General features: G+C 65.9%; 16 protein-coding genes. 15 read left to right on the top strand and 1 reads right to left on the bottom strand.

Features of this window, described 5'->3' with window-relative positions:
• Window positions 1-12 precede the first annotated feature (12 nt).
• The 6 genes from ABIB58_RS02100 (at window position 13) to ABIB58_RS02075 (ending at window position 4,950) form a co-directional block, all read left to right on the top strand.
• Window positions 13-921: a hypothetical protein gene (locus ABIB58_RS02100; RefSeq protein WP_354038837.1), complete on the top strand. Its 909-nt coding sequence runs from the start codon at window positions 13-15 to the stop codon at window positions 919-921.
• 40 nt (window positions 922-961) lie between these two features.
• Window positions 962-1,300: a DUF3088 family protein gene (locus ABIB58_RS02095; protein ID WP_354038835.1), complete on the top strand. Its 339-nt coding sequence runs from the start codon at window positions 962-964 to the stop codon at window positions 1,298-1,300.
• A gap of 9 nt (window positions 1,301-1,309) precedes the next feature.
• On the top strand, window positions 1,310-1,576 hold the full coding sequence (locus tag ABIB58_RS02090; protein WP_017503976.1) for a DUF1467 family protein: 267 nt from the start codon (window positions 1,310-1,312) through the stop codon (window positions 1,574-1,576).
• A 77-nt stretch (window positions 1,577-1,653) separates the two neighbouring features.
• Window positions 1,654-2,970 (top strand): proline--tRNA ligase, encoded by a 1,317-nt coding sequence (gene proS / locus ABIB58_RS02085; protein WP_354038833.1) that lies wholly within the window; start codon window positions 1,654-1,656, stop codon window positions 2,968-2,970.
• On the top strand, window positions 2,967-4,253 hold the full coding sequence (locus ABIB58_RS02080) for a lipoprotein-releasing ABC transporter permease subunit (protein ID WP_082465008.1): 1,287 nt from the start codon (window positions 2,967-2,969) through the stop codon (window positions 4,251-4,253). Before proS ends, ABIB58_RS02080 begins: the two co-directional genes overlap by 4 nt.
• Complete coding sequence (locus tag ABIB58_RS02075; protein WP_354038830.1) at window positions 4,246-4,950, top strand: ABC transporter ATP-binding protein; 705 nt, start codon at window positions 4,246-4,248, stop codon at window positions 4,948-4,950. Before ABIB58_RS02080 ends, ABIB58_RS02075 begins: the two co-directional genes overlap by 8 nt.
• A gap of 14 nt (window positions 4,951-4,964) precedes the next feature.
• On the opposite strand, the gene msrA is transcribed toward ABIB58_RS02075, so the two are convergent.
• Window positions 4,965-5,588: a peptide-methionine (S)-S-oxide reductase MsrA gene (gene msrA / locus ABIB58_RS02070; RefSeq protein ID WP_340189836.1), complete on the bottom strand. Its 624-nt coding sequence runs from the start codon at window positions 5,586-5,588 to the stop codon at window positions 4,965-4,967.
• Window positions 5,589-5,972: 384 nt separating this feature from the next.
• Here msrA and dnaE point away from each other — a divergent pair, with 384 nt between their 5' ends.
• The 9 genes from dnaE (at window position 5,973) to dxr (ending at window position 16,544) form a co-directional block, all read left to right on the top strand.
• Window positions 5,973-9,437, top strand: a complete 3,465-nt coding sequence (gene dnaE / locus ABIB58_RS02065) for a DNA polymerase III subunit alpha (protein WP_354038828.1) — start codon at window positions 5,973-5,975, stop codon at window positions 9,435-9,437.
• An 87-nt stretch (window positions 9,438-9,524) separates the two neighbouring features.
• Window positions 9,525-10,121 carry a DUF4142 domain-containing protein gene (locus tag ABIB58_RS02060; protein WP_045811211.1) on the top strand — a complete coding sequence of 199 codons (597 nt, stop codon included), beginning with the start codon at window positions 9,525-9,527 and terminating at the stop codon, window positions 10,119-10,121.
• A gap of 226 nt (window positions 10,122-10,347) precedes the next feature.
• Entirely contained in the window at window positions 10,348-11,211 is an 864-nt protein-coding gene (gene rpsB, locus ABIB58_RS02055; protein WP_017503967.1) for a 30S ribosomal protein S2, read from the top strand.
• Window positions 11,212-11,322: 111 nt separating this feature from the next.
• Window positions 11,323-12,264: a translation elongation factor Ts gene (gene tsf / locus ABIB58_RS02050; protein WP_039247421.1), complete on the top strand. Its 942-nt coding sequence runs from the start codon at window positions 11,323-11,325 to the stop codon at window positions 12,262-12,264.
• A gap of 127 nt (window positions 12,265-12,391) precedes the next feature.
• Window positions 12,392-13,126 (top strand): UMP kinase, encoded by a 735-nt coding sequence (gene pyrH, locus ABIB58_RS02045; protein ID WP_045811327.1) that lies wholly within the window; start codon window positions 12,392-12,394, stop codon window positions 13,124-13,126.
• Between the two features lie 38 nt (window positions 13,127-13,164).
• The gene (gene frr, locus ABIB58_RS02040; RefSeq protein WP_017503964.1) at window positions 13,165-13,722 is read left to right on the top strand and encodes a ribosome recycling factor; all 558 of its coding nucleotides are present in this window, start codon (window positions 13,165-13,167) and stop codon (window positions 13,720-13,722) included.
• A 37-nt stretch (window positions 13,723-13,759) separates the two neighbouring features.
• Window positions 13,760-14,533 carry a polyprenyl diphosphate synthase gene (gene uppS, locus ABIB58_RS02035; protein ID WP_045811209.1) on the top strand — a complete coding sequence of 258 codons (774 nt, stop codon included), beginning with the start codon at window positions 13,760-13,762 and terminating at the stop codon, window positions 14,531-14,533.
• Window positions 14,533-15,351 carry a phosphatidate cytidylyltransferase gene (locus ABIB58_RS02030; RefSeq protein ID WP_045811208.1) on the top strand — a complete coding sequence of 273 codons (819 nt, stop codon included), beginning with the start codon at window positions 14,533-14,535 and terminating at the stop codon, window positions 15,349-15,351. The genes uppS and ABIB58_RS02030 overlap by 1 nt, the downstream gene beginning before the upstream one ends.
• Window positions 15,348-16,544, top strand: a complete 1,197-nt coding sequence (dxr, locus tag ABIB58_RS02025) for a 1-deoxy-D-xylulose-5-phosphate reductoisomerase (protein WP_354038822.1) — start codon at window positions 15,348-15,350, stop codon at window positions 16,542-16,544. The genes ABIB58_RS02030 and dxr overlap by 4 nt, the downstream gene beginning before the upstream one ends.
• Window positions 16,545-16,568: the final 24 nt, after the last annotated feature.

The raw sequence follows: 16,568 nt of genomic DNA, 5'->3' as shown, positions 1-16,568 counted from the left end.
TCGGGGAAACGCATGTCGAAAAAGCCTGCCCGTGCGCGCCGCCTGCTGGAGCGGATCCGGCACGCCCGTCATCCGCTGCGGGGGTGGCGTCGGTGGGCGGTGATTGCGGGGCAGGGGCTGGTCGGCTTCGTCGCCCTGTTCGCCGTGGTCAATCTGGTGCTCAGCCTGTCGACCTTCCGGGGCGAAGATCCCCTGGCTCGAACGGTTCACGAACTGCGCGTGCTGTGGTTCAGCCCGCCTGACGGCCAACCGATGTCGCCGACCGCCTTTCCGACCGTCTATGGCCGCGATCTGGGACCAGCGCCCGACACCGCCGCCATTCATGCCTATCTGGAGCGCGAGGCGGAGGACGGCGTCTTTCTGCTCGACCACGTCATGGTCGATCGCATCCTGAAGCTGAACGGCCGGATCGATGCGCGCAGCGTGCCGTCGGGCGTCTATGTCGGGGCCCATGCCCTGGGACCGGACGGTATGCCCTTGGTGCCGGTGACCAAATTCATGGCGCAATATCTGCTGTTTCCGCGCCACGCCTATATTCTGGTCGTTCCCGAAAGCGGGCCGGCCATCGCCTTCTCCGCCAGCCAGAACGCCAAGTTCGGCATCGACATCCATCCTGAACGTCTATCGGCTGAGATCGCGCCGTTCGATCCGAACGCCTATGACTTTCCCAGCTCGGGCGAGGCGCTGCACGAGATGACGCGCATCACAAACGACCCGGTGCGCGTCGCGACGGCGGTCGAAACGTTGAAGGGCGCCCAGGCTCGTCTGGCGCAGGAAGGCCTGACCTACGGCCTTCTGGCGCCCAACTCGAACACGGCGGTCGGCTGCGTGCTGCAAGGCGCAGGGGCGATCACGCAGCAGGCGCGTTCTTCAGTCCTGCTGGCGCTACGGGCGCCGGGGTTTGGCGCGTCGTGCGAATAGCGGTCGCGCCTACGGCCTCAACTCGGATATATCCACGCCGATGACCGAGCGACTCTTCCTGCTGAACCCCGACTGGCACGACGATCAGGGCGGGCCGTGGTTCTGCCCGCCCGGCGCCTATATCGAGGGTGTCCTGACCTTCTATCCTCAGCTTCGCGATGCGCTCGACGTCGTCTATCTGAACCATCCGCGCCCGCGTCAGCCGGTCATCGACCAGGTCGGCGAGGCGCATCAGAGTTGCCCCATCCTGATCCTGGACGGCGCGCTGGATTGGTCCGAGGCTGAGGTCAGCGAAACGACCGGCCGGCGCTTCCTTCAGGATCATGCCATCGCTCCCTATCTGGCGGCCCGCTACGGCGTCGGCCGCCCGCATCCCTAGAGGTCCGTCATGCCCATCGGCGTCTTCACCATGGTCGGCATCTACATCATCGCCTGGTGGACGGTGCTGTTCGCCGTGCTTCCGCTGGGTACGGCGAGCGAGACGCACGAGCCGCCGACCGACGGCTCTCAATGGGGCGCGCCCAAGACGCCCAATCTGAAGAAGAAGTTCCTGACGACCACCTGGGTCTCGGCCCTTGTCTGGGCGTTCGTCATGGTGCTGATCTTCACGGGCTGGCTGCCCCTGCCGAACTTCGCCAGCGGCCCGGCCGTCTAAACGACGCATCGGCCTAGCTTTCGCCCCGTCCGAGCGGCTAAAGCCTTGTACCGTCTCTACGCCTAGGATTCCCGACCATGCGCCTGTCGCGCTTTTTCCTGCCCACGCTGAAGGAAGCTCCTTCGGACGCCCAGATCGTCTCGCACCAGCTGATGCTGCGCGCCGGCATGATCAAGCAGGAGGCCGCCGGCATCTACGCCTGGCTGCCGCTGGGTCTGAAGGTGCTGCGCAAGATCGAGCAGATCGTGCGCGAGGAGCAGATGCGGGCCGGGGCCGTCGAACTGCTGATGCCGACGCTGCAACTGGCTGATCTGTGGCGCGAGAGCGGCCGCTATGACGCCTACGGTCCCGAGATGCTGCGCATCACCGACCGACATGAGCGCGAGCTGCTGTACGGACCGACCAACGAGGAGATGATCACCGACATCTTCCGGGCCTATGTGAAATCCTACAAGTCGTTGCCGCTGAACCTGTTTCACATCCAGTGGAAGTTCCGTGACGAGCGCCGTCCGCGCTTTGGCGTGATGCGCGGGCGCGAGTTCCTGATGAAGGACGCCTATTCCTTCGACGTGGACGAGGCCGCGGCCCGCGTCGCCTACAACCGCATGTTCGTCGCCTATCTGAACACCTTCGCCCGCATGGGTCTGAAGGCCGTGCCGATGCGCGCTGACACCGGCCCCATCGGCGGCGATCTAAGCCACGAGTTCATCGTCCTGGCCGAAACCGGCGAGAGCGAGGTCTTCTGCGACCGCAAGCTGGTCGAGATGCCCGCGCCCGGCGGCGACTTCAGCCCGGAGGCCGTGCAGGCCGTCTTCGATGAACGCACCGCCCTCTACGCCGCCACCGAAGAGATGCACGATCCGTCGCAATTCGAGGCCAAGACCGCCGAAGGCGACCGCCTGTCGGCCCGCGGCATCGAGGTCGGCCACATCTTCTACTTCGGCACGAAATATTCCGCCCCGATGAAGGCCAAGGTCGCCGGGCCTGACGGTCAGGACGCCGAGGTCCACATGGGCAGCTATGGCGTCGGCGTGTCGCGCCTGCTGGGCGCCATCATCGAGGCCAGCCACGACGCCGGCGGCATCATCTGGCCCGACGCGGTCGCGCCGTTCGATGTGGTCGTGATCAATCTGCGCGCCAATGACGAGGCCGTCTCGGCCGCCTGCGAAGACGCGGTGGCCCAGCTTGAAAAACTCGGCAAGGACGTCCTCTACGACGACACCGACGAACGTCCCGGCGGCAAGTTCGCCACCGCCGATCTGATCGGCGTGCCGTGGCAACTGACCATCGGTCCCAAGGGTCTGGCGGACGGCGTGGTCGAACTGAAACGTCGCGCCACCGGCGAGAAGGTCTCCGTGCCGCTAGCCGAAGCTATCGAAAGGCTGACCGCTTGAGCCTGCCGTCTCGTCCGTCCGGCGCCTTCTCCTCGTGGGAGATCGGCCTGGCCCTTCGCTACCTGCGCGCCAAGCGCAAGGAAGGCGGCGTCGCCACCATCGCCGTCATCAGCTTCATCGGCATCATGCTGGCCGTCGCCGTGCTGATCAGCGTGATGAGCATCATGTCCGGCTTCCGCAGCGAATTGCTGGGCCGCATGCTGGCCTTCAACGGCCATATGTATGTGCAGGGGCAGGTCCTGACCTCGCCGGATCGCGAAGCCGCGCTGAAGCGCATCCAGGCCGTGCCGGGCGTCGCCAGCGCCAGCCCGCTGAACGAGGCGCAAAGCCTGATCCGCGTCGGCAGCTATACGACCGGCGCCATCGCCAAGGGCATCCGCCCTGAGGATCTGGCCAAGACCCAGTATGTCTTCGACAGTCTGAGCCCGCAGGAACGCGCCAGCTTCGGCAAGGGCCCCTATGGCGGTGACCGCATTCTGGTCGGCGCGGCCCTGGCTAACTCTATGGGGCTGCGCGTCGGCGATCCTGTGACCCTGTATTCGCCGACCGGGGCCGACAGCGCCTTCGGCAACCTCGGCGGACTTGAGAAGACCTATTTCGTCGGCGGCTTGTTCCGCTCGGGCGCCGCCGACTACGACCGTGCCTTCATCTTCATGCCTCTGGAGCAGCAGCAGCTATTCTTCGGCAAGGAAGGCGTCTGGGACGCGATCGAGATCAAGGTCGACGATCCCGATCAGGTCGGCGCCCTGACCGCCGCCATCCGCGACGCCGCCGGTCCCGGCTCGGTCGTCAGCGACTGGCGCGAGCGCCTCGCCGCCTTCTATGGCGCGCTGAAAGTCGAACGCGTGGCCATGAGCATCATCCTGGGCCTCGTCGTCGCCATCGCCGCCATGAACATCATCTCCGGCATCGTCATGCTGGTGAAGAACAAGGGCCGCGACATCGCCATCCTGCGCACCATCGGCGCCAGCCCCTCGGCGATCCTGCGCGTCTTCTTCATGGCCGGCGCCATGATCGGGGTCGCGGGCACCATCGCGGGCCTGATTCTGGGTCTGCTGTTCTGCTGGAACATCGGTTCGATCCAGCATTTCCTGGAGTTCGTGCTGCAGACCAAGCTGTTCGATTCCGACGTCTATATGCTGGACGCCATCCCGGCCCTGGTCGATCCGGTGGACGTGACCTGGGTGGCTTTCTGGTCCCTGCTGATGAGCTGTATCGCCAGCCTGCCGCCGTCCTGGAACGCGTCTCGCATCGATCCCGTGGAGGCGCTGCGCTATGAGTAAGGCTCCCATCCTTTCGGTGCGCGGCCTGACCCGCACCTATGACACCGCCCAGGGCGGCCTGACCGTGTTGAAGGGCGTGGATCTGGACGTTTATCCCGGCGAACTGGTCGGGCTGATCGGACCGTCGGGCTCGGGCAAGTCGTCGCTGCTGCACGCCGCCGGCCTGTTGGAGAAGCCCACCAGCGGCACGGTCGCCATCGACGGCGAACAGGTCGGCGATCTGGACGAGCGCGCCCGCACGCGACTGCGACTGGGCGGGATCGGCTTCGTCTATCAGTTCCACCACCTGCTGCCTGAGTTCGACGCGCGCGACAATGTCGCCCTGCCGATGCGGATCGCCGGGGTGTCCCAGGACGAGGCGCGCAAACGCGCCGAGGTCACGCTGACGGCCCTGGGGCTAGGCGAACGCCTGACGCACCAGCCGGCCCAGCTGTCCGGCGGCGAACAGCAGCGCGTCGCGATCGCACGGGCCCTCGCCAATGGCCCGCGGCTGCTGCTGGCCGACGAGCCGACCGGCAATCTGGATCCGACCACCAGCCAGTCGGTGTTCGAGTCCCTGCGAAACCTGGCCAAGACCACGGGGGTGGCCGCCCTGATCGCCACCCACAATATGGAGTTGGCCGGCCATATGGACCGCGTCTTCGCCCTGAAGGACGGTCATCTGGAACAGCGCGAGGCCCAGAGCCACGCTTACTGAGCCACGCCCGTCGATCAGCTGACGGCGGCGTCGCCCCAGATCGCTCGCAGGCGTTCGGGGCGGCGGCATCCGATCCGGTAGGCCTGATAGCTGGCGGCGTGGCGCTTGGCGTAGTTCTGGTGCTCCTCGCCGGCCGGCCAGAACCGCTGGGCGCCGACGACCGGCGTCGTGAAGCTCTTTCTCAGCACCCGCATCGCCGCATCACGTGAGGCGACGGCGTCCGCGCGCTGGGCCGCTGTCGCAAAGACGGCGGATCGATAGGACGGTCCCTGGTCGCAGAACTGGCCGTTCGGATCGGTTGGGTCGATGGTGCGCCAGTAGCGATCAACCAGGGTACGATAGCTGACCACACGCGGATCGAAGGTGACCTGCACCGCCTCCATATGGCCGGTGCCGCCGCGCACCACCTGCTCATAGGTCGGGTTTGCGGTATGGCCGCCCACAAAGCCGGACACGGCCGAGCGCACCCCTGGCACGTCATCAAAGGCCTTCTCCTCCGACCAGAAGCAGCCGCCGGCGAAGATCGCGGTCTGGAGCGCCGTCTGCGCCTCGGCCTGATGGGCCAGGGGCGCGCCGATCGCCAGCGCGGCGACAGTCAAGGATGCAACGGCGGCGAGGGCGGTCGTGCGAAGGGACATGGTCTCATCTCCTTTTGCATTGACTACGACGACGACGCGCAAACGGTTTCAACAGACCGGCTTGACCGGAACAAAACGCCAACATAGAACATTAGCGGAACATATCGGATGTCTCGGAGCCAAGGTCATGCCACGTTTGATGAGAGATATGCTGTCGCTGGCGTCGTGCGGCGGTTTCGTCTGTATGGTCTGGACCGTGGCGATCAGCGTCACCGCCTGAGATCAGACGAATTAGACACTTTAGACGGTGTTTTTTCGAGGACCGTTTGAAGCCAGCGATCCACAGCCGATCTGTGGGGCGACCGGTTTGCGATGGCCGCACGCCACCCGATATGAGACTCAGGATAGAGTAGGGCTCGGCAGCGGGCCAGGGTCGAAGAAGGCGTGAACGAGCCGGTGAACAGTCAGGGTTTTGTCCATCTGCGGGTCCGTTCGGCCTATTCGCTGCTGGAAGGCGCGATCAAGGCGGCCAAGGTCGGCAAGCTGGCGGCCGACGCCGGAATGCCGGCGGTTGGGGTGGCGGACAGGGCCAACCTGTTCGGCGCGTTGGAGTTCAGCCAGACGGCAAAGGATGCGGGCGTTCAGCCGCTCGTGGCCTGCGCTCTTCCGGTCTTCGGCATCGGCGGCCAGGTCAACGCCCGCTGGGCCAAGGTTCCGACCATCGTCCTGCTGGCTCAGGATACGGCCGGGTGGCTGAACCTGTGCGCCCTGTCGTCATCCGCCTATCTGGACGCCGGAGAAATGGCCGAGCCGGGCGTGGCCTGGGAGCAGGTGGTCGCCCGCTCCGAAGGCCTGATCCTGCTGTCCGGCGGCCCGGACGGACCGATCGATCCGCTGTTCGTCCAAGGCAAGAAGACCGAAGCCGCCGCCGCCCTGTCGGCGATGAAGGCGGCGTTCGGCGACCGCTTCTACGTCGAACTGCAACGCCACGGGCTTGAGGACGAAAAGCGCGCCGAGCCTGGGCTGGTCGAATGGGCCTATGCCAACGACGTGCCGCTGGTCGCCACCAACGACGTCTATTACGCCAAGGCGGCGCAGGCCAAATCCCACGACGCCCTGCTGTGCATCGCCGACGGCGCCTTCACCGGCCAGGAGGATCGTCGCCGCATCACCGGCGAACACTGGTTCAAGCCGGCCGCCGTCATGCGCGAGCTGTTCGCCGACCTGCCCGAGGCTTGCGACAACACCATCGACATCGCGCGGCGCTGCGCCTTCCTGGTCAATACGCACGCGCCCATCCTGCCGCGTTTCGATACCGGGGCCGGTCGCTCCGAGGCCGACGAACTGGCCCACCAGGCGCGCGAGGGGCTGAAGGTCCGCCTGACCGAGGTCACGCCGGCCGTGCCGGAAGAGGAATATTGGACCCGCCTGGAATGGGAGGTCGGGATCATCCAGCAGATGGGGTTCCCCGGCTATTTCCTCATCGTGTCGGACTTCATCAAATGGGCCAAGACCCACGGCATTCCCGTGGGGCCGGGGCGCGGCTCCGGGGCCGGCTCGCTGGTCGCCTGGTCCCTGACCATCACCGATCTGGATCCGTTGCGGTTTGGCCTGCTGTTCGAACGGTTCCTGAACCCCGAACGGGTCTCCATGCCCGACTTCGACATCGACTTCTGCCAGGAGCGGCGCGAAGAGGTGATCGACTATGTTCAGGACCGCTACGGCAAGGACCGGGTGGCCCAGATCATCACCTTCGGCACCTTGCAGGCGCGGGCCGTGCTGCGCGACGTCGGCCGGGTGCTGCAGATGCCGCTGGGTCAGGTCGACCGGCTCTGCAAGATGGTGCCGAACAATCCGGCCGCGCCCGTCACCCTGGCCCAGGCCATCGACATCGAGCCGCGCTTGAAGGAGGCGAGGGACGCCGAGCCGGCGGTGAAGACCCTGCTGGAAACCGCGCTGGAGCTGGAGGGGCTATACCGTAACGCCTCGACCCACGCCGCCGGCATTGTCATCGGCGACCGGCCGCTGACCGAACTGGTCCCGCTGTATCAGGATCCGCGCTCCACCATTCCGGCGTCCCAGTTCAACATGAAATGGGTCGAGCCGGCGGGGCTGGTGAAGTTCGACTTCCTGGGCCTGAAGACGTTGACGGTGCTGGATCGGGCGCGCGGCTATCTGGAACGGCGCGGCGCAGCCAGGGATTGGAACAGCCTGCCGCTGGACGATGCGCGCACCTATGAGCTGATGGCCTCTGGCCAGACGGTCGGAGTGTTCCAGCTGGAATCCCAGGGCATGCGCGACACCCTGCGCAAGATGCGCTGCGGCTCCATCGAAGAAATCACCGCCTTGATCTCGCTTTATCGGCCGGGGCCGATGGAGATGATCGACACCTATATCGACCGCAAGTTCGGACGCGCCGAGGTCGATTACCTGCACCCCAGCCTGAAAGAGGTGCTGACCGAAACCTACGGCGTCATCATCTACCAGGAACAGGTGATGAAGATCGCCCAGATCCTGGCGGGCTACAGCCTGGGCGAGGCCGACCTGCTGCGCCGAGCCATGGGCAAGAAGAAGAAGGAGGAGATGGATTTCCAGCGCCTTCGCTTCGTCAAGGGCGCCGCCGAAAAGGCCGTGCCGGAGGCGCAGTCTGGCTCCATCTTCGATCTGGTCGCCAAGTTCGCCGGATACGGCTTCAACAAGTCCCACGCCGCCGCCTATGCCCTGATCTCGTTCCAGACGGGGTGGCTGAAGGCCAATCAGCCGGTCGAGTTCTTCGCGGCGTCAATGAGCCTGGACTTGTCGAACACCGACAAGCTGGCGGTCTTCTATCAGGACGCCAAACGGTTCGACGTGCCGGTCCTGGCGCCCGACATCAATCGCTCCTCGGCCGACTTCGACGTGGCCTGGGACGACGACAAGGGAGCGGTGCTCTATGCCCTCGGCGCGATCCGAAACGTGGGTCTCGAGGCGATGAAACACGTCATCGAGGTACGCGAGACGGGCGGGCGGTTCGCCGACATTTTCGACTTCCTTGAGCGCGTCGATCCGCGCAGCGTCAACAAGCGCGCGCTGGAAGGCCTGGCCAAGGCCGGCGCCTTCGACAGCATCCACCCCAACCGGCGTCAGTTGCTGGAACAGGCCGACGTTCTGATGGCCTATTGCCAGAGCGTGGCGGCCGAGCGCGCCTCGTCGCAGGTGTCGCTGTTTGGCGGCGACCAAGCCCATGCCGCGCGCCCGCGTCTGAAGAGCGTCGAGCCCTGGGTCGGGCCGGAGCGGCTGGATCACGAACTGTCGGCGGTCGGCTTCTATCTGTCGGGCCACCCGCTGGACGAGATGACCTCAGCCCTGAAGCGCAAACGCGTCACCTTCGTCGCCGAAGCGATCCCGCTGGCGGAGTCCGGCCACGAAGCCTTCCAAATGGCGGGTGTCGTGCGTCGCAAGCAGGAGCGGGCCAGCGCGCGGACCGGCGAGAAGTTCGCCTTCGTGACCTTCTCGGATCCGACCGGCGAGTTCGAATGCCTGTTCCCGCCCGAACAACTTCGCAAATGTCGCGAGGTGTTGGAGCCCGGCGCCTCGGTCATGGTGCGGGTGCGCGCCAAGTCGTCGGAAGGGGAGGTGCGCTTTTTCGGCGACGACGCCTCCCAGATGGACAATCTGCTGGACGACGCCAACATCGGCCTTCGCATCCATGTCTCGGCCCGCAGCGCGGACGCCGAAGCCCTGAAGGCGCGGCTTGAGCGCGCACGATCAGGCGCGATCGGCAAGGGGGGCGAGGTGTCGCTGATGATCGCGGGCCTCGAGCAGGGGCGCGAGGTGGAGGTCAAGATTCCGGGCCGCTATCGCCTGGACGGCGCCTTGCGCGGCGCGCTGAAGTCGGCGCCGGGCGTCGTCATGTTGGAGGACGCCTGAGCCCTGTTGGATATGGCCAAGCTTTTGATTTTTCGGAACCTCACGGACGCGTGATGGGTTTGGTCAGTCCATAGGGAGACTGTTCCAATGAAATATCTCGCCATCGCCAGCGTCGCCTCGCTGGCCCTTCTCGCCGCCTGCAACCAGGGTGGCGACAGCGCCGCCCAGAACACCAGCGAAGCGGTCAACGCCACCCAGGACGCCACGTCCGGCGTCGTCGGCCAGACCTCGGCCATGACCATGGGCGCCAACACCGTCGACGGTTTCGTCACCGGTCTGGGCACCGGCAACATGTATGAGCTGGAAGCCGCCAAGATCGCCGCCGCCAAGTCCAAGAATGCGGACGTGAAGGCCTTGGCCGCCATGATCACCAAGGATCACACCGCCGCCGGCGAGAAGCTGGCCGCCGCCCAAGCGACCGCCGCGCCGAACGTCGCCATCCCCACGACGCTGGACGAACGCCGCAAGGGCCTTATCGACAATCTGAATGCTGCGACGCCGGACGACTTCGACAAGGTCTATCTGGACCAGCAGGTCGCCGCCCACAATGAGACGCTGACGCTGCTGAACGGCTTTGCCGACAACACCGAAGCGCCCGCCCTCGCTACCCTGGCGCGCGAGCTGGTGACGCCCGTCACTACACACCGTGACCGCGCCCGCACCCTGCTGGACGCAATGAAGTAGAAGCAGCCGTCGCGTTGGTGACCAAAGGCGGTCCCGAAAGGGGCCGCCTTTTCCGCATTTGCAGGGCTGCGCTTGCTATTGCGGCCCATCCGGCCTACATGGCCCCCGCATTTCGCAACGCGGGAGAGGCGCGCTTCGGGGAGACATCCCGATCCGCACCATTCCGAGGGTCTTTAGACCTTTAATCCCCCGCGCCACGTTTGATCGGAAAAAGGACTGAACGATCATGGCTCTGCCTGAATTCTCGATGCGCACCCTGCTTGAAGCAGGCGCTCACTTCGGCCACCAGACGCACCGCTGGAACCCGAAGATGGACCGCTACATCTTCGGCTCGCGCTCGAACATCCACATCATCGACCTGTCGCAGACGATGCCGCTGTTCCACCAGGCTCTGGTGGCCGTGCGCGAAGTCGCCGCCAAGGGCGGTCGCGTTCTGTTCGTCGGCACCAAGCGCCAGGCCGCAGAGCCGGTCGCGGAAGCCGCCAAGCGCTGCGCCCAGTACTACATGAACAACCGTTGGCTCGGCGGCACGCTGACCAACTGGCGCACCGTGTCGGGCTCGATCGCTCGTCTGCGTGAGCTGGAAGGCATTCTGGAAAACGGCGGCGAAGGCCGCGTCAAGAAAGAGCTGCTGAACCTGCAGCGCGAGAAGGACAAGCTGGAACTGTCGCTGGGCGGCATCAAGGACATGGGTTCGATCCCGGACATCATGTTCGTGATCGACACCAACAAGGAAGCGATCGCGATCCAGGAAGCCCGCAAGCTGAACATCCCGATCATCGCCATCCTGGACACCAACTCGGACCCGGACGGCATCACCTATCCGGTCCCCGGCAACGACGACGCCGCCCGCGCCATCCAGACCTACTGCGATCTGATCGCCGACGCCGTCCTGGACGGCCTGGCCGCCGGCGCTTCGGCCTCGGGTATCGACCTGGGCGCTTCGGAAGCTCCGGTCGAGCCGATGCTGCGTGAAGCCTCGGCCCCCAAGGCTGAAGCCGAAGCCGCGCCGGCCGGCACGGAAGGCGCCGCCGCCGAACTGGAAGCCGCTGCTGAGCCGGCTGCCGAAACCGAGAAGGCCGAGGGCTGATCGCCCGCCGGGCGGCGTTCGCGTTCTTGAGCGCCGCCTGACGAACTGACACACGGCCGGGCTAAATCAGTCCGGCCGTTCCCACATACGAAATCCCCCAAGGAGAAGAACATGGCCGAGATCACTGCCGCCCTCGTGAAGGAGCTTCGCGAGCGTTCGGGCGTCGGCATGATGGACTGCAAGAAGGCGCTGGTCGAAAACGACGGCAACATCGAAGCAGCAATCGACTGGCTGCGCGCCAAGGGCCTGTCCAAGGCCGCCAAGAAGGCCGACCGCGTCGCCGCCGAAGGTCTGGTCGCCGTCGCGTCGAAGGAAGACGGCAAGGGCGAAGTCGCCGCCGCCATCGAGTTCAACGCCGAAACCGACTTCGTCGCCCGTAACGAGCTGTTCCAGAACGCCGCCAAGTCGTTCGCCCAACTGGGTCTGGAGCACCACTCGGTCGAGGCCCTGCACGGCGCCGAACTGGAAGCCGGCAAGACGGTCCAGGACGAAGTGACCAACATGATCGCCACCATCGGCGAGAACATGCAACTGCGCCGCGCCGCCCGCCTGTCGGTGTCGGAAGGCGTCGTCTCGACCTACGTCCACAACGCGGTTTCGCCGGGCGTCGGCCGCATCGGCGTGCTGGTGGCTCTGGAAGGCGAGGGCGACAAGACCGCGCTTCGCGAACTGGGCCGCAAGATCGCCATGCACGTCGCCGCCACCGCGCCGCTGTCGCTGAACACCGACGACCTGGACCCCGCCGCCATCGAGAAGGAACGCGCCGTTCTGATCGAAAAGGCCAAGGAAGAAGGCCGCCCGGAAGCCATGATCGAAAAGATCGTGGAAGGTCAGATCAACAAGTTCCAGAAGGACGTGGTGCTGTCCAAGCAGCCGTTCGTCATGGATCCGGACGTAACCATCGAACAACTGGTCGCCAATTCGGCCAAGGAACTGGGCTCCTCCAACCTGCACCTGGCCGGCTTCGTCCGCCTGGCGCTGGGTGAAGGCGTCGAGAAGGTCGAAGGCCCCGACTTCGCGTCGGAAGTCGCCTCCATGATGGGCGGCAACTAAAAAACATTCCCCTCATTCGTGAGGGTTTTGTATCAGAAGGGCGCGTTCGGCTTTGATGGCCGGCGCGCCTTTCGTCTATAAGAAGCCGCCTGATTCAATGGCGCCGCAGTCAAACGGACCTTCCCGCATGCCCGACGCCCCCTCGACCTTCCGCTACAAACGCGTCCTGCTGAAGGTTTCGGGCGAGGTGCTGATGGGCGACCAGTCGTTCGGCGTCGATATGAAAACGGTCGATGCGGTGGCCAAGGCCGTCGCGGATGTCGCGGCCGAGGGCGTGGAAATCTGCCTGGTCATCGGCGGCGGCAACATCTTCCGCGGTCTGTCCAAGGCGGCGGCCGGCATGGAGCGCGCCCAGGCCGACTATATGGGCATGCTGGCGACCATCATGAACGCGCTCGCCATGCAATCGGCGCTGGAGAAGATCGGCGTCTCGACCCGCGTGCAGAGCGCCATTCCGATGGCCGCCATCGCCGAACCCTACATCCGTCGTCGCGCTCTGCGGCACTTGGAGAAAGGCCGGGTCGTGATCTTCGCCGCCGGCGTGGGCGCACCGTTCTTCACCACGGACTCGGGCGCGGCGCTGCGTGCGGCCGAAATGGGCTGCGACGCCCTGCTGAAGGGCACCAGCGTGGACGGGGTCTACACCGCCGACCCGAAGAAGGATCCTGACGCGACGCGGTACGAGACGCTGTCCTATCAGGACGTGCTGGCCAAGGATCTGCGGGTCATGGACGCCTCGGCCATCGCCATGATGCGCGACACGGGCATACCGATCGTGGTCTTCTCCATTCGGGAAGACAATTCGCTGCGCCGGACCCTGACCGGCGAAGGCACGTTCACGGTCATTCAGGACGTCGCCTGACGTTCGCCTGACCTGGAAAGACAAGAGAGACCAAGACCATGGCAAAGCCTGACCTCAAGACCTATCGCGACCGCATGGATCGCTCCGTCGCCGCCCTGAAGGAAGAGTTCAGCGGTCTGCGCACTGGCCGGGCCAACGCCGGCCTGCTGGAGCCCGTGCGGGTCGAAGCCTACGGCTCGGCCTCGCCCCTGACCGCCGTCGCCGCCATCAGCGTGCCTGAGCCCCGGATGCTGAGCGTCAACGTTTGGGACAAGGGCATGGTGGTCGCCGTCGAAAAGGCGATCCGCAACGCCAACCTGGGCCTGAACCCGATCGTGGACGGCCAGACGCTGCGCATTCCGGTGCCGCCTCTGACCGAGGAACGCCGCAAGGACCTGGTCAAGTTGGCCGGCAAATACGCCGAGCAGCAGAAGATCTCGGTTCGCAACGTCCGCCGCGACGCCAACGACGACCTGAAGAAGGCCGAGAAGGCCGGCGAGATCAGCCAGGACGAGCAGAAGAAGATGGAGACCGAGGTCCAGAAGGACACCGACGCGGCCATCAAGCGCATCGACGAGACCTTGAAGACCAAGGAACAAGAGATCATGCAGGTCTGAGGCGAAACGGCTGGGTCCGGAAGGGATCGCACGACAGATGACGGCAGACCGCGCCGCGCCTTCAGGCCAAAGCCCAGACAAGCAGGGTCAGGACGGCCCGCGCCACGTCGCCATCATCATGGACGGCAATGGACGCTGGGCGAAGGCGCGCGGCCTGCCGCGGGCCTTGGGGCACCGCGAAGGCGTTCAAGCGCTGAAGCGCACCATCCAGGCGGCGCCGGATCTGGGCATCGATTGCCTGACGGTGTTCGGCTTCTCGACCGAAAACTGGAGCCGTCCCGAGGACGAGGTGTCGGACCTGATGGGCTTGGTGCGGTCTTACGTCGCCAGCGATCTGGCCCGGCTAACCAAGGCCGGCGTGCGGCTGAAGATTCTGGGGCGACGCCAGGGACTGCCGGCCGATATCGCCGCCATCATCGAACGGGCCGAGGTCCAGACCGCCCATAACGATCGCTTCCTGTTGCAGGTCGCCTTCAACTACGGCGGTCGCGCGGATCTGGTGGACGCGGCGCGTCGCCATATGGAGCGGGTGCTGGCGGGCGAGACGGTCGAGCCTTTCAACGAAGCGATCCTGACAGCCGGGCTGGCCACGGCGGGCTCGCCGCCGCTGGACCTGATCGTGCGCACATCGGGCGAGCAGCGGCTGTCGAACTTCCTGTTGTGGGAGGCCGCCTACGCCGAGCTCGTGTTCCAGGACATTCTGTGGCCCGACTATGGCCCCAAGGCCCTGGCCGAGGCGATTTCGGCCTTTGGTCAGCGCGATCGCCGTTTCGGCGGACGCGTGATCGCGCCTGAGCGCGCGACGGCTTGATGGCGGTCAAGGGTCGGGATATCGCCCTCAGGGCTGCGTCCGCCGTCGTGCTGGCGCCCGCAGCCGTCGCTGCGACGTGGGGCGGCGGCGTGTGGTTCCTGGCGCTGATGATCGTCGCCAGCGTCGTCCTGGCGTTTGAATGGGCGGCGATGAGTGCGCCGCATGCACGCCGCGTCATGGGCGGCGCGGTCAGCTTCGGCGTCGTGGCGGCGGTAATCAGCGCCCATTTCGGCGCCATGTCCGTCGCCTTCATCATGCTGGTGTTCGGCGCGGTCGCGGCCGGGGTCTATGCCCGTAGTCGAGGGCAGGAGGCGCTGGATGCCGCCTATGGCGTCCTCTATCTCGGCTGGCCTTCGGTTCTGCTGATCTGGCTGCGCGATGTCGACAGTTTGATCGGGCTGCACTGGACCGTGCTGGTGTTCGCCGTCGCCTGGTCGGCCGACATCGTGGCCTATCTGGCGGGATCCACCTTTGGCGGACCCAAGCTGTGGCCGCGCTTTTCACCGAACAAGACCTGGTCCGGGTTCATCGGCGGCGTTGCGGCCGGCGCGGTTGCGGGGGCCGTCATGACGGCCTGGGTCAATATGGGCGCTTTGAGCGTCGTTTGGGGGGCGGTGCTGGGCTTGGCGGCGGCCTTGGCGACCATGGCGGGGGACCTGTGGGAATCGGCGCTAAAGCGACGGTTCGGGGTCAAGGATGCGGGCAACACCATTCCGGGCCACGGCGGCCTGCTGGACCGTGTCGATGGTTTGATGTTCGCGGTCGTGGTCGTCGCGGCGGGCCGACTGCTCGTCCTGATGCTGGAGCGAGGGGCGTGATCCGGCGTCGCGTCACCGTACTTGGCGCGACCGGATCGGTCGGCGCCTCTACACTGGACCTGATGGCTCAAGCCGAGGCGACGGGCACGGGCGCGTTCGAGGTCGAGGCCCTGACAGGCGGCGCCAACATCGCCAAACTGGCCGAGCAGGCCAGGCGCTGGCAGCCCAAGCTGGCCGTGACCGCCGATCCGGCTCGGTTGGACGAACTGCGCGACGCCATGTCCGGCACGGATGTCGCTGTTGCCGCCGGCGACGCGGCCATCGTCGAGGCGGCGACGCGACCTGTGGATTGGATCATGGCGTCCATCGTCGGAGCGGCGGGTCTGAAGTCCGCCTGGGCGGCGGCGGGAACGGGCGCGACCCTGGCCTTGGCCAACAAGGAAAGCCTGGTCTGCTGCGGCCCAGCGTTGATCGAACGGGTCAAGCGGGTAGGGGGGCGCTTGATCCCCGTCGATTCCGAACACTCCGCCATCTTCCAAGTGTTTCCGGCCGAAGCGCCTGAGCGGGTGGCCAAGCTGATCCTGACCGCATCGGGCGGACCGTTCCGCCAGACTCCGCGCGAGCAGATGGTCGGCATCACGCCCGAACAGGCCGTCGCCCACCCCAACTGGAGCATGGGGGCCAAGATTTCGGTCGACAGCGCCACCATGGCCAACAAGGGCCTGGAGATGATCGAGGCGGCCTATCTGTTCGATATGCCGCAGGATCGGATCGACGTCGTCGTGCACCCCGAATCGATCATCCACAGCCTTGTGGAATATGTGGACGGTTCGACCCTGGCCCAGATGGGACCGCCGGATATGCGCACGCCGATCGCCTGCGCGCTGGCCTGGCCGGACCGGATCGCGTGGCCGGCGCCCAAGCTGGATTTGGCTGAGCTAGGTCGGCTGACGTTCGAAGCGCCCGATCTGACGCGCTTTCCCGCCCTCGATCTGGCGCGTCAGGCCCTGAAGGCGGGCGGCGCGACGCCGGCCGTGTTCAACGCCGCCAACGAGGTTGCCGCCTTCGCCTTCCTTGACCGCAAGCTGGCGTTTCTCAATATTGCCGCAGTCGTCGCCGAAACCCTTGAGCGTGCGACGAAAGCGGGGATGGCTTTCGGTTCTGGAGACGCCTGCGGCGCGGCCCTTTCGGTCGACGCCGAGACGCGTCGAATGGCCGAGAGCGTCATCGCCGGCCTTGCGAATGCGGCCTGACAGTAGGCCAGGGGAGACGATTTT

It is taken from the genome of Brevundimonas sp. UYEF29 (assembly GCF_040546195.1).
In the GTDB taxonomy this organism is placed as follows: Bacteria; Pseudomonadota; Alphaproteobacteria; order Caulobacterales; family Caulobacteraceae; genus Brevundimonas; species Brevundimonas huaxiensis.
Note: the sequence above shows the minus strand (reverse complement) of the source record. Positions and strands in the feature narration are given on the sequence as shown.

Bases quoted from the DNA above. Each gene is read 5' to 3' on its own strand.
- ABIB58_RS02100 (WP_354038837.1), top strand. From the start codon at position 13: ATGTCGAAAAAGCCTGCCCGTGCGCGCCGCCTGCTGGAGCGGATCCGG.
- ABIB58_RS02095 (WP_354038835.1), top strand. From the start codon at position 962: ATGACCGAGCGACTCTTCCTGCTGAACCCCGACTGGCACGACGATCAG.
- ABIB58_RS02090 (WP_017503976.1), top strand. From the start codon at position 1,310: ATGCCCATCGGCGTCTTCACCATGGTCGGCATCTACATCATCGCCTGG.
- proS (WP_354038833.1), top strand. From the start codon at position 1,654: ATGCGCCTGTCGCGCTTTTTCCTGCCCACGCTGAAGGAAGCTCCTTCG.
- ABIB58_RS02075 (WP_354038830.1), top strand. From the start codon at position 4,246: ATGAGTAAGGCTCCCATCCTTTCGGTGCGCGGCCTGACCCGCACCTAT.
- msrA (WP_340189836.1), bottom strand. From the start codon at position 5,588: ATGTCCCTTCGCACGACCGCCCTCGCCGCCGTTGCATCCTTGACTGTC.
- ABIB58_RS02060 (WP_045811211.1), top strand. From the start codon at position 9,525: ATGAAATATCTCGCCATCGCCAGCGTCGCCTCGCTGGCCCTTCTCGCC.
- rpsB (WP_017503967.1), top strand. From the start codon at position 10,348: ATGGCTCTGCCTGAATTCTCGATGCGCACCCTGCTTGAAGCAGGCGCT.
- tsf (WP_039247421.1), top strand. From the start codon at position 11,323: ATGGCCGAGATCACTGCCGCCCTCGTGAAGGAGCTTCGCGAGCGTTCG.
- pyrH (WP_045811327.1), top strand. From the start codon at position 12,392: ATGCCCGACGCCCCCTCGACCTTCCGCTACAAACGCGTCCTGCTGAAG.
- frr (WP_017503964.1), top strand. From the start codon at position 13,165: ATGGCAAAGCCTGACCTCAAGACCTATCGCGACCGCATGGATCGCTCC.
- uppS (WP_045811209.1), top strand. From the start codon at position 13,760: ATGACGGCAGACCGCGCCGCGCCTTCAGGCCAAAGCCCAGACAAGCAG.
- ABIB58_RS02030 (WP_045811208.1), top strand. From the start codon at position 14,533: ATGGCGGTCAAGGGTCGGGATATCGCCCTCAGGGCTGCGTCCGCCGTC.